This window comes from Bradyrhizobium sp. 1 (genome assembly GCF_023073315.1).
GTDB lineage: Bacteria > Pseudomonadota > Alphaproteobacteria > Rhizobiales > Xanthobacteraceae > Bradyrhizobium.
In genome coordinates this window covers 99066-114281 of record NZ_JADPJH010000002.1, presented here as the reverse complement: position 1 = coordinate 114281, position 15216 = coordinate 99066, and the positions used below count along the sequence as shown (strand labels likewise).

The 15216-nt window shown below is 64.7% G+C and carries 15 protein-coding genes; 7 read left to right on the top strand and 8 right to left on the bottom strand.

Annotated elements, in window-relative coordinates; translation table 11 throughout:
* Positions 1-13 precede the first annotated feature (13 nt).
* Genes IVB29_RS00540 through IVB29_RS00520 form a run of 5 tightly spaced genes read left to right on the top strand, consistent with a single transcriptional unit; the run spans position 14 to position 3739 of the window.
* Entirely contained in the window at positions 14-886 is an 873-nt protein-coding gene (locus IVB29_RS00540) for a branched-chain amino acid ABC transporter permease (RefSeq protein WP_247501431.1), read from the top strand.
* Positions 883-1920: a branched-chain amino acid ABC transporter permease gene (locus IVB29_RS00535; RefSeq protein WP_247501430.1), complete on the top strand. Its 1038-nt coding sequence runs from the start codon at positions 883-885 to the stop codon at positions 1918-1920. The genes IVB29_RS00540 and IVB29_RS00535 overlap by 4 nt, the downstream gene beginning before the upstream one ends.
* Positions 1920-2702, top strand: a complete 783-nt coding sequence (locus tag IVB29_RS00530; RefSeq protein ID WP_247501429.1) for an ABC transporter ATP-binding protein — start codon at positions 1920-1922, stop codon at positions 2700-2702. The genes IVB29_RS00535 and IVB29_RS00530 overlap by 1 nt, the downstream gene beginning before the upstream one ends.
* Complete coding sequence (locus IVB29_RS00525; protein ID WP_247501428.1) at positions 2695-3399, top strand: ABC transporter ATP-binding protein; 705 nt, start codon at positions 2695-2697, stop codon at positions 3397-3399. The genes IVB29_RS00530 and IVB29_RS00525 overlap by 8 nt, the downstream gene beginning before the upstream one ends.
* On the top strand, positions 3392-3739 hold the full coding sequence (locus tag IVB29_RS00520; protein WP_247501427.1) for a Rieske (2Fe-2S) protein: 348 nt from the start codon (positions 3392-3394) through the stop codon (positions 3737-3739). Before IVB29_RS00525 ends, IVB29_RS00520 begins: the two co-directional genes overlap by 8 nt.
* A gap of 106 nt (positions 3740-3845) precedes the next feature.
* Here the strand turns inward: IVB29_RS00520 and IVB29_RS00515 are convergent, their stop codons facing one another.
* The 8 genes from IVB29_RS00515 to IVB29_RS00480 all read right to left on the bottom strand — a co-directional run bounded on the left by IVB29_RS00515 (position 3846) and on the right by IVB29_RS00480 (position 13474).
* Positions 3846-4706 carry an alpha/beta hydrolase gene (locus IVB29_RS00515; RefSeq protein ID WP_247501426.1) on the bottom strand — a complete coding sequence of 287 codons (861 nt, stop codon included), beginning with the start codon at positions 4704-4706 and terminating at the stop codon, positions 3846-3848.
* Positions 4707-4857: 151 nt separating this feature from the next.
* Positions 4858-5985 carry a Xaa-Pro peptidase family protein gene (locus IVB29_RS00510; protein ID WP_247501425.1) on the bottom strand — a complete coding sequence of 376 codons (1128 nt, stop codon included), beginning with the start codon at positions 5983-5985 and terminating at the stop codon, positions 4858-4860.
* An 18-nt stretch (positions 5986-6003) separates the two neighbouring features.
* Entirely contained in the window at positions 6004-7218 is a 1215-nt protein-coding gene (locus IVB29_RS00505; protein ID WP_247501424.1) for a M20/M25/M40 family metallo-hydrolase, read from the bottom strand.
* Positions 7219-7235: 17 nt separating this feature from the next.
* Positions 7236-8810: an ABC transporter ATP-binding protein gene (locus tag IVB29_RS00500; RefSeq protein ID WP_247501423.1), complete on the bottom strand. Its 1575-nt coding sequence runs from the start codon at positions 8808-8810 to the stop codon at positions 7236-7238.
* The gene (locus IVB29_RS00495) at positions 8807-9637 is read right to left on the bottom strand and encodes an ABC transporter permease (protein ID WP_247501422.1); all 831 of its coding nucleotides are present in this window, start codon (positions 9635-9637) and stop codon (positions 8807-8809) included. Before IVB29_RS00495 ends, IVB29_RS00500 begins: the two co-directional genes overlap by 4 nt.
* Positions 9630-10577 carry an ABC transporter permease gene (locus IVB29_RS00490; RefSeq protein ID WP_247501421.1) on the bottom strand — a complete coding sequence of 316 codons (948 nt, stop codon included), beginning with the start codon at positions 10575-10577 and terminating at the stop codon, positions 9630-9632. The genes IVB29_RS00495 and IVB29_RS00490 overlap by 8 nt, the downstream gene beginning before the upstream one ends.
* 15 nt (positions 10578-10592) lie before the next feature.
* The gene (locus tag IVB29_RS00485) at positions 10593-12140 is read right to left on the bottom strand and encodes an ABC transporter substrate-binding protein (protein WP_247501420.1); all 1548 of its coding nucleotides are present in this window, start codon (positions 12138-12140) and stop codon (positions 10593-10595) included.
* A 17-nt stretch (positions 12141-12157) separates the two neighbouring features.
* Positions 12158-13474, bottom strand: a complete 1317-nt coding sequence (locus IVB29_RS00480; protein ID WP_247501419.1) for a M20/M25/M40 family metallo-hydrolase — start codon at positions 13472-13474, stop codon at positions 12158-12160.
* 81 nt (positions 13475-13555) lie between these two features.
* Here IVB29_RS00480 and IVB29_RS00475 point away from each other — a divergent pair, with 81 nt between their 5' ends.
* Both IVB29_RS00475 and IVB29_RS00470 read left to right on the top strand, forming a co-directional pair.
* Positions 13556-14317 carry a GntR family transcriptional regulator gene (locus tag IVB29_RS00475; protein WP_247501418.1) on the top strand — a complete coding sequence of 254 codons (762 nt, stop codon included), beginning with the start codon at positions 13556-13558 and terminating at the stop codon, positions 14315-14317.
* Between the two features lie 228 nt (positions 14318-14545).
* Positions 14546-14947 (top strand): VOC family protein, encoded by a 402-nt coding sequence (locus IVB29_RS00470; RefSeq protein WP_247501417.1) that lies wholly within the window; start codon positions 14546-14548, stop codon positions 14945-14947.
* Positions 14948-15216: the final 269 nt, after the last annotated feature.

Here is a 15216-nt window from a genome sequence, read left to right as displayed (position 1 = left end):
TTCGGGAACGGCTTTGAGCGAGTTTCTCCAGCATCTGGTCAACATGCTCGTGCTCGGCGGCACCTATGCGCTGCTGGGCATCGGGCTGACCTTGATCTTCGGCATCATGAACGTCGTGAATTTCACGCACGGCGTGCTCTACACGTTCGGCGCCTACATCATGTTCATCGTGGTGCAGCAGTTCGGACTGAACTTCTTCCTGGCATTGCCCGTGGCGGTGCTGGCCGGGTGGCTGCTGGGAGCCGCCATCGAGCTGACATTGCTGCGGCCGCTGCGCGGCTCCGACATCGACACCACGATGCTGGTCATGATCGGCGCCTGGATCGCGATGCAATCGGGCACGCTGTGGATCTGGGGCGGTGTCGCCAAATCGGTATCGACGCCGTTTCCCGATGCGCCCCTGGTGCTTGGACCGGTGTCGGTATCGTGGCTGCGCCTGTTCGTCCTGGCCGCCGCGGCGCTGCTGATCGTGGTGACGTATCTGCTGATCAACAAGACCAGCCTCGGACGCGCGATGCGGGCGACGTTCCAGGATCACGACACGGCCTCGCTGATGGGCGTCAATGTCGACATGATCTACACTTCGACCTTCGCGATTGGCTCCAGCCTTGCCGCCGCGGCAGGCGCTCTGCTCGGGCCGGTCTACGTCATCTTTCCGCAGATGGGTGACCTCGCCGCCGTCAAGGCGTTCGCGATCGTCATCCTCGGCGGCCTCGGCAACATCACGGGTGCGGTGATCGGCGGCTTCATTCTGGCGCTGGCCGAGGAGCTCGGCGCCGGCTATGTCTCATCCGGCTACCGCGACGCCATGGGTTTTGTGATCATCATCGCGGTCCTCATCTTCAAGCCGACCGGCCTGTTCGCGCGCGCGGAGCGCGTCGGATGAAGGTAGCCATCACCATCCTCGCCGTCGCAGCATTGGCCTCGGTGCCGCTCTGGCTGCGCGATCCCTATCTGCTCAACGCGCTGATCACGACCGGCATCTTCGTCATCGGCGCGATGAGCCTCAATCTGCTGCTTGGCTTCACCGGCCAGCTCAGCCTCGGTCACATCGCCTTCTTCGGCATCGGCGCCTATGTGAGTGCGCTGACGTCGCTCGGCTTCGATTTCGGCCTGCCCGGAGGCTTTCGCGTGGTCCACGAACCGTGGCCGCCAATCCTGGGGCTGGTGTTCGCGATTCTGGCTGCCGGATTGTGCGGTTATTTCGTCGGACTGCTCTCGTTCCGGGTTCGCGGCGCTTATTTCGTCATCGTGACGATCTCCTTTGCCGAGGTCGTGCGGCTGGTCGCGCTGAACTGGGTCGAGCTGACGCAGGGACCGCTGGCGCTGACCAACATTCCGTCCATCGCGCTGCCGTTGCCCGGTTTCGGCGAGTTGACGCTGCGCACCAAGATGCAGAACTACTATTTCGTGCTGGTCGTCGCGCTGATTGCCTATCTCCTGATCGCCCGCCTCGTTCGTTCCCATTTCGGCCGCGCCATGCGCGGACTGATGGAGAACGAGACGCTGGCCGTCTCCGTCGGCATCGACGTGACCAAGACCCTGACGATAGCCGCGGTGATCTCGGCTGCGATTGCGGGCGCGGCCGGCAGCCTTTATGCGCATTACATCCGGATCATCGACCCGGAGGTGTTCGCCTTCATCAACACCGTCACCATGGTGATCATGGTGATCAGCGGCGGCAAGGGCTCGCTGGCAGGTCCCGTCGTCGGCGGCCTCATCTTCGGGCTGCTGCCGGTCGCGCTGCGGCCGGTGATGGCGCCGGAGGCGCAGTGGATCGCCTATGGCGGTGTGCTCATGGCGATCCTGTTCGTGCTGCCGCGTGGCATCGTGCCTTCGCCGGCGCAGCGTTTGTCGAGGCGGCGGAGCGGGGCGAAAGCGTTGGCGCTCACCGAGACCGGCATCGAGGAGCGGGCGTGATGACGGCGCGCAGCGTTGCCATGACGATCGAGCAGGTTGCCGTCCGCTTCGGCGGGCTGGTCGCGATCTCCGACATGAGTTTTACCGTGGGCGACGGCGAGATCGTCAGCCTGATCGGGCCGAACGGCGCGGGCAAGACCACCGCCTTCAACGTGATGACCGGTTTCCTCACGCCGAGCGCGGGCCGCGTCACCTATCGTGACACCGCGCTCAACGGATTGAAGCCGCACGAGATCGCCGACCTCGGCCTGATCCGTACCTTCCAGCGCACCAGCGTGTTTCCCAACGACACCGTCTACGACAATCTCCTGATCGGCTTGCATCGTCAGGGCCGGGTCCGGCTGCTCGACGCCATCCTCGGGCTGCCCAGCGCACGCGCCTCGGAGCGCAAGCTGCGGCAGCGGGCGAGCGAATTGATCGAATGGGTCGGTCTCGAACGCCGCGCGCATGACGCGGCCGGCTCGCTCTCCTATGGCGAGCAGCGTCTCGTCGGCGTCGCGCTGGCGCTCGCGGCCGAGCCGTCAATGCTGCTGCTCGACGAGCCCGTCTCCGGCATGAATGCCTCGGAGACGCACCGGTTCGTCGAGCTGATCCGCAGCATTCGTGACCGCGGCATCACCATCCTGCTGGTCGAGCACGATATGCCGATGGTGATGACGGTGTCGGATCGCATCGTCGTGCTCAACTATGGCCGCATCATCGCCGAGGGAACACCCGATGTGATCCGCAACGATCCCGCCGTGATCGAGGCCTATCTCGGACATGGAGCGGCGCGTGCTTGAGATCCGCGACATGGTGTGCGGCTATGGCGGCGTCACCGCGCTGCGCGGCATTTCGCTGAACGTCAAGGCCGGGCAGCTGGTCGCGCTGATCGGCGCCAACGGCGCCGGCAAGAGCACGACGCTGCGCGCGATTTCCGGCCTCGTGCCGCCGCGCTCCGGCCAGATGCGGTTCGAGGGCGCCGACATCACCGGGGCGAAGCCGCCGCGCGTGCTGGCCAGCGGCATCGCGCATTGTCCGGAAGGGCGGCGCGTGTTTCCACACATGAGCGTCGAAGAAAATCTCGACATGGGGGCTTACCTCCGTCGTGGTTCAAGAGAGATCGCTGCCGATCGCGACCGCATCTATACGGAATTTCCGCGACTCGCCGAGCGGCGCAAGCAGGCGGCGGGCACGCTGTCCGGCGGCGAGCAGCAAATGCTGGCGATCGGGCGCGCGCTGATGTCGCGGCCGCGGCTGATCATGTTCGACGAGCCCTCGCTCGGGCTCGCGCCCAACATCGTCGAGCGCACCTTTGCGATCATCCGCGGCATTCGCGATGCCGGCACCACGGTGCTGCTGGTGGAGCAGAACGCGTTTGCCGCGCTCGAGATGTGCGACCACGCCTATCTGCTCGAGAACGGCCGCATCGTGCTGTCAGGCGCAGGCTCCGAGCTGATCGAGAACGAGCATGTGCGGAAGGCCTATCTCGGTGGATGATGCGGATGGCCACGCGGATACGGGGTGGATTCCGGTCTGTGACCTCAGCCGGTTGAAGGCAGAGACGATCGTTCGCGTCGCCGGGTTCGACCTGCTCGTGATCTGGAACGAGGGCGATGTCGTCGCCTGCGAACGCGCCTGCCCGCACGAACAGGCCGATCTCGGTCTTGGGCATGTCGCCGAGAAGCGCCTGTTCTGCCCGCGCCATGCCGCATCATTCGATTTGCACGACGGGGCGATCACTGCGGGATGGCCGAGCCCGCCGCTGCGGCTCTATCCGGTGCAGGTCAGGGCAGAGCAAGTGTGGATCAAGGCTCCGAAGCGACGATCGGTGCGATGACGGCATCATGCGCCTGTTTTGCCCGACGGGTCAAAGCGATGCGCGTTAGAAATTCGGCTTTGAAGACAAAGGCGTTCTACTGTGCATGGGGTTGTTTTCGCACTTTTTAGTCCAACAATGCCCGAGCGGCATCGACCAGAATGCCGTCCGGGCGACGCAATGCCTCGAGAATGGTGAAGTGGTCGGCGCCTTCGACCGCAATGAGCTTGCCGGGCGCGTTCGCGGCCGCGCGCTTGTCGTGGAGAGCGATTGAATCGCAGACGAGGGCCGGCAGCTCGTTGCTGCCATAGGCGATGTCGAGCCGCTTCTGCGTCACGGGCAGGCGGAGCGGTGAGAGCCTGGCGATCTCCTCATCCGTCAGCTTCAGCGCGTTGTTGAGGCCGGTATCGCGGATCGGCGCGAGATCGTAGACGCCCGATAGCGCCAGCCCGGCATGGACGCGCGGATGGTCCAACGCCATCGCAACGAGATGGGCGCCGGCAGACCAGCCCGACAGCACGACCGGTCCGGCAATGCCATAGGCTGCGCCGTGCGCGGCGAGCCAGTCGAGCGCGCGCGGGATTTCGGCGACGATGTCGGTAAGGGAGACCTCAGGCGCCAGCGAATAGCCGGGAATGGCGACCGACCAGCCATGCGCGGCGGCGCCTTCGACCAGCATGGCAAACAGCTCGCGGGAATTACGCTGCCAATAGCCGCCATGCACGAACACCAGGCAGGGGGCACCGGGCTTGGCAGCCGGGTAGAGGTCGATCTTGTTGTTCGCACGCTCGCCGTAGGGCAGGTCGAGATGGGACTTCAGCGTCGCCCGCATCCGCCCCGAAGCTTCATTGCGTTCGGCGATCAGGGCTGGGCTGTTCTTGACGGCGGCGTTGTTGTCGTAAGCAGCGTTGCGTTCCGCCTGGGCGAGTTCCGCCCATGTGCTGCGGGGATCGAAGGGCCGATGTGTCGAGCTTGTGTCGTTTGCCATGGAGTCTCCGCGCGGCCCGTTGCGGCGATGATCGGTGCCACTCACTCCTGTCTGCCACGAATCCCGTTCGAATTGAACATCGCTCGCGCTCAGGCGAGCAATGCGTCGTTCGCGGGTCGCTCTGCGCGACGCGCTCATTCCGTAAATCGAGCTAGATCTGAAAAACCCGTCGCGGTGCGCGCGTCAGGCATTCGTGGCCGGTTGCCGTCACCAGCACGGTCTCGCTGAGCGCCAGGCCATCGGCCGAACCATACATGTGGAACACCATGCCTTCCTCGAGCGTCCAGTCTGCCGTGGGCAGGAAGATGCGCGAGAAGTCGCTGGTGCGCGGGGTGTGGGAGGGATAGCAGCCGAGCGAATAGCCGGTGATGTTGGGATAGTCGGGCCGCAGGCCTTCGGCGAGCATGGCATCTCTCGCCAATGCGTCGACATCGGCGGCGCTGGCGCCAGGTTTCATTGCCGCGAACTGCCGGTCCTGGATCTCGGTCAGGCGGCGAGCGAGCTGCGAGCGGCGCGGATCAATCTCTCCGATCACGGCCGACCGCATCAGGCGCGCGCTGTAACCGTCGATATAGGGCAATAGCTCCATATGCAGGATGTCGCCTTTGGCGAGGGGCTCGCTGGTCAGCCCGCCGTGCAGAAAGGCGTTGCCGACGCCAGCGGTCATGATTCCCGCGCGCGCTGCGTCCGCGCCTTGTTGCATGAACACTTGATAGACGGCTGCCGCTGCGTCGCGGGCCGATCGGCCTTCACCGGATGCTTTCAGAGCGGCATCGATGCCGAGGTCGCCGATCCCTGCGGCGCGCCGGAGCACGGCGATCTCCCTTGCGCTCTTTCTGGCGCGGAGTTGAGCCATCACGCCGGAGAAGTCGACGAAGCGCGCGTCCGGCAGTTGCGCCGCGAGATCCTTGAAGCGGGACAGCGGCATGCAATAGGAGTCTTCATCCAGCCCGACGCGGCCGTTCGCGCAGCCGAGGCTGCGCACGGTGTCGGCGAGCACCTTGATCGGGTCTTCCCAATCGGCGAAGGCAACGGAACGCGACAGCCACGAGCTCTCGGTGAACGGGCCGAGGTCGACGGCGCGAAGAATCATGACCGGCTCGCCATCGCGCGGCAGCAGGCAGGCCCGGTACATGTTCTCCGAGATCAGGAAGCCGGTGAGATACGCGAGGAACTCGCTCTGGTCGATAATCAGGACATCAAGATGTCGCGCGGCCATGTGCTCGCGGACGCGCTTGACGCGTGCATCATATTCGTCGATCGGAAACAACATCGTCATTCGCCTTCTCGAGCGCCGTCAGCCGCAGATCTCCAGGATGGCGAGCATGTAGATGCGGATCATGTCGGTGAAGTCGACGATATCGACGCGTTCGTCGGGCATGGTGTTGTAGCGGCCGCCGGGGCCGCAGACGATGCCTTCCATCTTGCCGAAATAATGCAGATGACCGGCATCGGTGCCGTAGAAGCAGCTCGGCGCAACGGCTCCCGTCGGCTGGTCCTCGCCGCGCACCGTGCGATAGGCGCGGTTGACCGCCGCGACGATCGGGCTGGTGCGCGCCACCTCGAATGGCGGCATGGTCGGCACGCCGGAACGGTCCTCCGACATGATCGCGGCCTTGAGGCCCGGAAACCGCGCTTCCAGCGCATCGAGCTCGCGGCGCATGTCGGCCATGGCGCCGGCCTCGGTCTGTCCCGGCGCATAGCGGCCCGAACCCTTGATCCGCACGAAGTCCGCGACCTGGGGCGTTCGCCATTCGTGCAGCTCGCGCCCGAGTGCACCGTGGAGGACGCCGACATGGACACGATTGATCCGTTCGTGCTCCGGCGAGAGCGCGCCCGAGAATTTCATCGCATTGAGGCGCGGGATCAGGTCACATGCGGCCGTGATCGCGTCGACCGCCTCTTCGCGCTTGGACAGATGGCGGGTATTGCCTGTCAACTCGATGATGAACATGAACGCCGCGGCGTGCATGGTCATCGCCTTCAGATCGGTCGGCTCCGAATTGATGAAGTAGTCCGCGCGAAGCCCCTGCTCGACAAGCGAGTAGGTGCCGACACCGCCCTGCAGCTCGCCGACGACGTAGGTGAGGATGACGTCGCCCCGGAGCTTGACGCCGGCGTCGATCAGCGTTCTCACGGCGCAGAAATAAGCGGCGTCGCCGGCCTTCATGTTGGATACGCCGATGCCGTAGATGAAGGCGTCATCGACCTTGCCTGCCCAGGGATCGACGGTCCAGCCCTCGGTCACCGGATTGGTGTCGAGATGGCCGTTGAAAAGCAGGCTCTTGCCGCCACCGGATCCTTTCCAGCGGCCGACCGCGTTGACCCGGCCTTCATTGCCGAAGGACGTGAGCTCGGTCGCAAGGCCGATTTCACGCATGCGGCCGGCCATGAAGGAAGCCAGCTGCTTCTCGCCGTCCGACTTGGAGTAGCTCTTCTGCTGCACCATGCGTGACAGCAGATCGAGTGCCGCGGGCACGTCGATGCCGGCGAGAAGAGCGTTGTGATCCATCGGAAAAATCCTTGTCGTCAGCCGATCGGTACGGGCGAGGCGGCCATCAGTTCGCTTGTGTAGGGATGAACATGGTCGGTATCGAAATCCTCGATCGGCAACAGGTCGACCATTTCGCCTTGCCGCATCACGGCGATGCGGTGGGCGATTTGACGGATCAGGTTGAGATCGTGGGTGATGAAGAGAAAGGCGGTTCCGGTCGCCGCGCGCAGCGCCAGCAGCAGTTCGATGATCTGCGCCTGCACCGAGACATCCAGCGGCGCGGTGATCTCGTCGCAGATCACGAGCTTCGGCCGTGCGGCAAAGGCCCGTGCAATGGCGACGCGCTGCTTCTCGCCGCCCGAAAGCTGGTGGGGCCAGCGACCGGCATAGGAATCCGGCAGGCGAACCTGCTCGAGAAGGCGGGGGATCTCGGCGGTGCTGCCGCCATAGAGTTTTAGGGGCCGCGACAGGATTTCGCCGACCTTCTGGCGTGGATTGAGCGAGGCATCCGGATGCTGGAAGATGATCTGCACGTCGCGGCGATAGGCCGCGTTCATGTCGCGCGCGCCCGTGATCACGCGATTGTCGAAGCGGACCTTCCCCGAGAAGCGGGCAAGTCCGGTGAGCGCGCGCGCCATGGACGATTTGCCCGACCCGGATTCGCCGACGAGGCCGAGGATCTCTCCGGCCCGCACGTCCAGCGCGACGCGCCTGGTCGCAGGCGGCGGTGCATGGCCGAAGAGTTTGGCACGACCGTAATGAACTTCGATGTCGGAGGCTGCGAGCAGAACGTCGTCACTGGATTTGTCGTGAACGAGGCGCCGTTCCGGCCTCGGCACGGCTTGCACCAGGGCCTGCGTATCGGCATGCTGCGGTGCGCGAAAGATATCCGCGGCCGGTGCCTGCTCCACCAGACGGCCGCGTTTCAGGACGGCGACGCGATCCGCGACCCGCGTCACCAGCGCGAGATCGTGCGAAATATAGAGCGCGGCAACGCCGGTTTCCTCGCGCAGCCGGGCAAACAGTTTTAGGATACGTGCGCCGGTGATGACATCGAGCGCCGTGGTCGGCTCGTCGAACAGGATGACGTCCGGCCGGCAGCCGAATGCCGTGGCAATGATGACACGCTGCTTTTCGCCGCCGGAGATTTCGTGCGGATAACGCCGCATGATCGCAGCGGGGTCGCGCAGCTCGACATGACCAAGCAGGTCGATGGCCAGCGCATTCGCTTCGCGCTGGCTGAGGCCGCGATGCTGGATCAGCGTCTCCGTCACCTGTCGCCCGATGGTGAGCGTCGGGTTGAGCGCGGTCGACGGATCCTGGAACACCATGCCGAGCTGGCGTCCCCGGATATTTGTCAGCTCCCGAGGGCTCAGGCGCTGAAGGTCGGTGTCGCCGAGATGCAGAGAGCCCGCGATTTCGCGGGCATTGTCCGGCAGATGGCGCATCAGCGCCCAGGCGAGCGAGCTCTTGCCGGAGCCGGATTCTCCGACGAGGCCGAGCACCTCGCCGGGCGCGATCTCCAGCGAAATGTCGTGCAGCACGCGCACCGGTCCCGCGGCCGTCGAATAGTCGAGCGTATAGTCCTTGATGGCAAGCGCCGGGGTCATCGCTCGTCCTTCGGATTGAGAGCGTCGCGAAGGCCGTCGCCCAGGAGGTTGAAGGCAATGGCGGTGAGCGCGATCGCGGCGGACGGCGCGATCAGGCCCCACGGCGCCTGATACATATATTGCCGGGCATCGGCGACCATGAGCCCCCATTCGGATGCAGGCGGCTGCGCGCCGACGCCGAGGAAGCTGAGCGTTGCGAACAGCATGACGGCAAAGGACACGCGGATGGTGGATTCGATCACGATCGGCGCCATCACATTGGGCAGCATCTCGCGGAAGATGATCCACACCGCGCTTTCGCCGCGCGCGATGGCCGCCTTGACGTAGTCCTGGTTGCGGATGTTGAGCGCGACCGAGCGGGTCACGCGCGCCATGCCGGGCGCATAGGCGACCGCGATGGCGACGACAGCGTTGCCGGCGCCGTTGCCGAGCGTCGAGACCAGCAACAGGGCCATCAGAAGCCCGGGGATCGCCATCACGGCATCGTTGGTGCGCATGATGGCCTCGTCGATGCGGCCGCCGAGATAGGCCGAGCCGACGCCGATGATGGCGCCGGCTGCGCTGCCGGCCAAGGTTGCAACGAGCGCCATCGGCACGGTCGAACGCGCACCGACCATCAGGCGGCTCAGGATGTCGCGGCCGAATTGATCCGCGCCAAGCCAGTTCTGCCAGCCAGGTGCGCGAAACCGGCCGAGAAAGTCGATCTTCTCCGGGGCGTAGGGCGCGAGCGCCGGCCCGAACAGGCAGGCAATGGCGATGAGCGCCAGCAGCGCGACGCCGACAAGACCCTGCGGCCTGCGGATCAGGCGGATGAACAGCTCAGTCATAGCGGATCCGCCGGTCGAGAAGAGCGTAGGCCATGTCGGCAAGCGTGTTGGTGATCGCGTAGGTCGCCGCCATGATCAATGCGCCTGCCTGGATCGATGGCAGGTCGCGCGTGGTGATGGCGACCATCAGAGCGCGGCCGATGCCGGGAATGGCAAAGATTTCTTCGATTACGATGATGCCGCCGAGCAGGTAGCCGACGTCCAATGCGATGATCGTGACGACCGGCAACATGGCGTTGCGCAGCGCGTGGCGAAACAACACGGTGCGTTCCGGTAGTCCTTTCAGTCGTGCAGCGCGGATGTAATCCGATTTCAGCACGTCGAGCGTCTCGGAGCGCATCATGCGCATGACGTGAGCGATGAGGATCACCGAGATGGTCAGCACCGGCAGCGCCAGATGACGGAGGCCGTCGCCAAAATCCTCCAGCAGCGAGATGTAGCCGGTTGCCGGCAGCCAGTGCAGCGTGTCGGCCAGCAGAAGCGCAAGCAGCGTCGCGGTGACGAATTCGGGCAGCGAGACACCGAGATAGGCGATCAGGCTCACGCCCGCATCGGTCAGCCTGCCATGCCGCAGCGCCGCCACCACACCAAGCGGCACGGCGACGAGCAGCGTGACGAGGATGGAGGACACCGCGAGCAGCAGCGAACGCGACAGCGCCGTCAGCATATCCGGACCGACGGGTTGGCTCGTTCGCATCGAGATGCCGAAATCGCCGCTGAAAACGCGGCCGGCCCAGCGCAGATATTGCTGCCAGGCCGGAGCATCGAGTCCCAGTTTTGCCCTGAGCGCAGCCAGCATGTCCGGCGTCGCGTTCTCGCCGAGCAGCGATTGAGCCGCGTCGGCCGGCAGGATCTGCGTGATGGCGAACACCAGCATCGAGACCACGATGAGAGTGTAGCCCATCAACAGCAGACGGCGTGCAAGCCAGGCGAGTGACACCCGATATCTCCGGCGTCAGGCGCGCTTCGGCGCGCCGGTACCGAGCGAGACCATGTCGAGCCGGAACACCGAGCCGCGCGGATGCAGCGTGTAACCTTCGACATAGGCGCGCTGTGCGGCCAGAAGATCGAAGAACGCCGAGATCACGCTGGGAACCTCCGTGTTCATCAACTCCTGCGCCTTGGCATAGAGCGCGTTGCGTTTCACCTCGTCGGTCTCGACGCGGGCCGCATTGATGAAGGTGTCGAACTCGCTGTTGTTCCAGCGGGTCTCGTTCCAGGTCGCATTCGACGTGTAGAGCAGGTTGAAGATCGCGTCAGCGGTCGGCTGCATGTTGTAGAATCCGACGTAGAAATTGCCCTTCTTCCAGACCTGGTCGAGATAGGTCGCGTGCGGCATCGTCTGCACGTTGATGCGGAAGCCCGCCGCTGCGGCCATTTCACGAACCGCGACACCGAGCTGGGTGCGGGTGGCTGGCCTGTCGGAAGCGATCAGCGTCAGATCGATCCCGTTGGGATAACCGGCCTCTGCGAGAAGCTGCTTCGCCTTGGCGACATCAGGCTTCTTCATCGGGATATTCTTGTAGAAGTGATAGGCGGAATTCAGCGGCGTGTCATTGCCCGGCGTTCCGTAACCGCCGGCGACGAAGCCGACGGTGGCCTCGCGATCGACCGCCAAAGCGAGAGCCTGGCGGACCCTGATGTCGTTGAACGGCTTCTGGTCGCATCCGAGATTGATATTGAGGAATTGGCCGGAGGGCGTTCGCAGCGCCTTGACGCCGCTGGCCTTCACGAGCCGCTCATACTCGCCGGGCGTCGTCGTCAGGAGCAGGTCGATCTCGCCGGACATCATCGCCGACGCTTCGGCGGTGCGATCGGGATAGACGAGCAATTCCACGCGGTCGAGGTAAGGGCGCGTCGGGTCATAATAGGCGGCGTTGCGTTCGACGACGATCTTCCGGTCGGGTTCATAGGACACCAGCTTGAACGGCCCGGTGCCGTTCGCCGTCGTCGACAGGCTGGCGAGGTCGGATGCAATGATTTTCGCCGGAACGATACGCGCGTTGAGATAGGTGAGGGCCACCGGCAAGTCGGCATAGGCGCCGGTGAGCGTGAACTTGACGGTCAGGGGATCGATCGCTGCGACCTCCTTGATCGGACCGACATTGGTTCGGCCGGGGGAGGCGGTTTTCGGATCGAGGATCGCATTGATGGTGGCGACGACATCTTCCGACGTCAGCGGCGAGCCGTCGTGGAATGTCACGCCCGGGCGCAGCTTGAAGATCCACTCCGTCCGTGTCTCGTTCGGCTCCCAGGAGATCGCGAGGTCCGGCTCGACGGTCATGTCCGGCTTCAGCCGGGTGAGGTTGGAGTAGAGCAACTCGGTGACGAGATATTCCGGATTGACCCGCGCCAGCATGGGATGAATCACCGATGCCGCCTGGTCCAGCGACATCCGCAGCACGCCGCCGCGCTTGGGGGTCTCGGCGCTGGCAACCCTGGGAAGGGTGACGAGGCTTATGGCAGTCCCGGCAAGAAAGAGGCGGCGGGTGACGGACAGCATCGGAGTACGCTCCTGAGTTAGCGAATGGCGGTTGCTTCGGGCGAAAGATCGGAACGGAATTCGGCGGAGAGATAAGCGAGGACCGACTTCGCCAGCGCGACGATGTCGGTGAGCGCAGTGAACTCGCCGGGTGCGTGAATGCGGCTGTCCGGCCGGCCGAGGCCGCTCAACAGGATCTCCTGCATGCCGGTGGCTTGCACCCAGCCGAAGTCCGAACAGCTCGTCGCGCCCCATTTGGCGAATGCGTCGGGCGCGTAGCCGAACCCGGCCGACATGGCTTCCTGCCAACGCGGCCAGTGCGGACCGGTTGGATCGGACGTTGGCATCAGATGACCGGTGAGGACGATCTCGATCCCGGCGTGGGGCGCGGCCTTGCGAATCGCCTCCTCGATCTCGCGATGCGCGGCGGAAAAGTCCTCTTCCGGCGCGTAGCGGCGGCAGATGAGGATCTCGAACTGCGAGGGAATCTGACCGCCGCATTGGCCGCCATGCGCGGCGGAAATGTCGAGCTGTGCGGCGAGCGGGCGTGTCGCGCCCGGCGGGGCGGGCAGGGCGGAGGTGCGCCCTGCGATCTCCGGTTTCAGTACGGCGAGCGCATTGAGGATCGGCAGGGCGGCCTCTATGGCGTTGGCTCCGGCCCCTGCGCTTGCGGCCTCGCTCGCATGAACTGTCCTGCCATGGACGCGCACCAGAAGCGTGAAGAGACCGAAGCAGCCGGCCCAGATGCGTGGCGCGGCCGCACCGTTGAAATTGAGGATGTGACCTTCCAGCAAGCCCTGTTCGGCGAGATAGCGTATGCCGGGATAGAGCCCGCCTTCCTCGTCGGTGCAGAGCAGCAGCATCGGATCGTAACCGAGCGGCAGACCGGTTGTGTCGGCGGCCCGCAGCGCCAGCAGCACGGCGGCGATGGTGCCCTTCATGTCGGCGGCGCCAAGGCCGATCAGCCGGTCGCCATCGCGCGTCGACCGCAGCGGATCGGTTTTCCAGCCCGGCGAAGCAGGCACGGTATCGACGTGGAAATACAATCCCAGCGCCGGCTTGCCGGAGCGGCGGCGTGCGATGAGATTGGTGCGCGCGCCGTGCGCCGGGCCGCCGTCGACGCGCCACAATTCCTCGGGCACGGCGACGCGCCGGCACTCAAGGCCGAGCGTTGCGACGGCGCTTTCCATCAATCCGGCAAATGCGTCGTATCCCGCGCCGGGCGGAAAGCTGGTGTCGATGGCCACCATCCGCGCGAGATCGTCGACCGCAGTTTCGGCGGTCCGTCCGATTTCGGCAAAGCCGTCGGCCAGGGTCGGCCCGGCCAGCCGGGGGCTTGATGGAGGCGAAATCATTTGCGGTGGTTCATTTCTATATTCTATAAAGAAATAGACGATGGACGCCGACTGCTGTCAATTCCAAAGAATGAGGCATACGTGACCGGTAAACAGGCAAAGGCAGCGGCCAGCGGCGCCTCGAGCCTGCCGGTTCCGCTGTACGAGCACGTCAAGCGGCAGCTCGCCGAGGCGATCCTCGTCGGCGAATTATCCCCCGGTACTGTCTTGCCGGGCGAGGTTGCGCTTGCGGCGCAATACGGAGTTGCGGTCGGTACTATCCGCCGCGCTCTCGCGGATCTGACGGCCGACGGCATGCTGGTGCGCCGTCGCAAGACCGGAACGGTCGTAACCGGTCGCGCGCCGCAGCACAGCCTGCGTTTCTTCTTTCAGTACTTCCGGCTGCACGGAGAGAACGGAAGCCTGCAGCGCTCCGTGCCCGAAGTCCTGGCTGTGGCGATCCGGCCGGCAAGCTCCGAGGAGGCCGCGCTCTTTTCGGAGGCAGCCGGAGAGCCGCTGCTACATCTCCACCGCATCCGGCGCGTCGGCCGTGTACCGGTCATGCATTCGCACATCAGTCTGGTTGCACGCCGCGTCCCGGATTTCCCACGCTCCGCGGCGCGCGTGCCGGCGCTGCTCTATCTTCATCTGCTCGATGCCTACGGCATCCGCATTGCCGCCATCCGGGAAAAGCTGCTGGCTGAGCTCGCGGACGCGGAGGATCGGCGTCTGCTCGGCCTGCGATCGCCGAGTGCCGTGCTGGTCATCCGCGAGGAAGCCTACGACCAGACCGGGGCATTGGCGCTGCTCAGCGAGCACCGCGCGACGACAGCGCATCATCAGTACGTGAATGAGATCCGCTGACTAGCAATTGCTGCGCTCCGTCAGTCCAATCAGTGCAGAGGGCTTCCAGCCGCCGTGGACTGGATGGCCGAGGCGGAGCCGGATCTGTTCAACCAGGACGGAGGCTTCTGAGCAGGACGGTTGCCCGGCTCGCCGAATTGCACCATGCCCTCACATCGTGAGATATAGCGGCGGGCGGCTTGTCGCGCTCGTGCAAGCCGCTACCGCAACGCTAAGGAGCAGGGCGATATGGTCAATGGTCTGCCAAGCGAAGTTGAAGTCATCACGTTGTTCGTCGATGACATTGCGTCGTCGAAAGCCTTTTACGCCAGGGTTTTCGCATCTGAGACGGTTTGGGAGGACGCGGTCTCATCCGTGCTCAGATTTGGCGGGCTGCTGATCAATCTTCTCGACGTGTCTCAGGCACCGGCGCTCGTTGAGCCGTTGCCCGTCGGGCCGTCTTCGGCAGGAGCGCGGGTCTTGTTGACAATCAGGGTTCGTGACGTGGACCAAGTGTGCAGGTCCCTGCGGGAGATCGACGTCGATCTGCTCAATGGGCCGGTTGATCGCCCTTGGGGACGACGGACCGCGTCCTTTGCAGACCCTTCCGGTCATGTCTGGGAGATCGCGCAGGCAATTGAACCGCGATAGAGAGCAGTCGCAGAGCAATTGGCAGACCGCTTTGTGAACCTAAACAGCGGGTGACCGACCGACGCCGGAGGCTGTGCTTTGCAGGCGAAGCGAACGGCCTCGCTCCAAGGCGCTCCGGACTACCGGCGAGCTCGTGTGGATCGAGGTGCAGGGCGACAATTGCTGATGATCGCATTGTGCTCCTGTTTTGCCCGACGTGTCAAAGCTGCGCGCGGCGAAAATTTGTAAGTCAAAACAACGTCGTTCTACTGTGCATGGGGTTGTTTTCG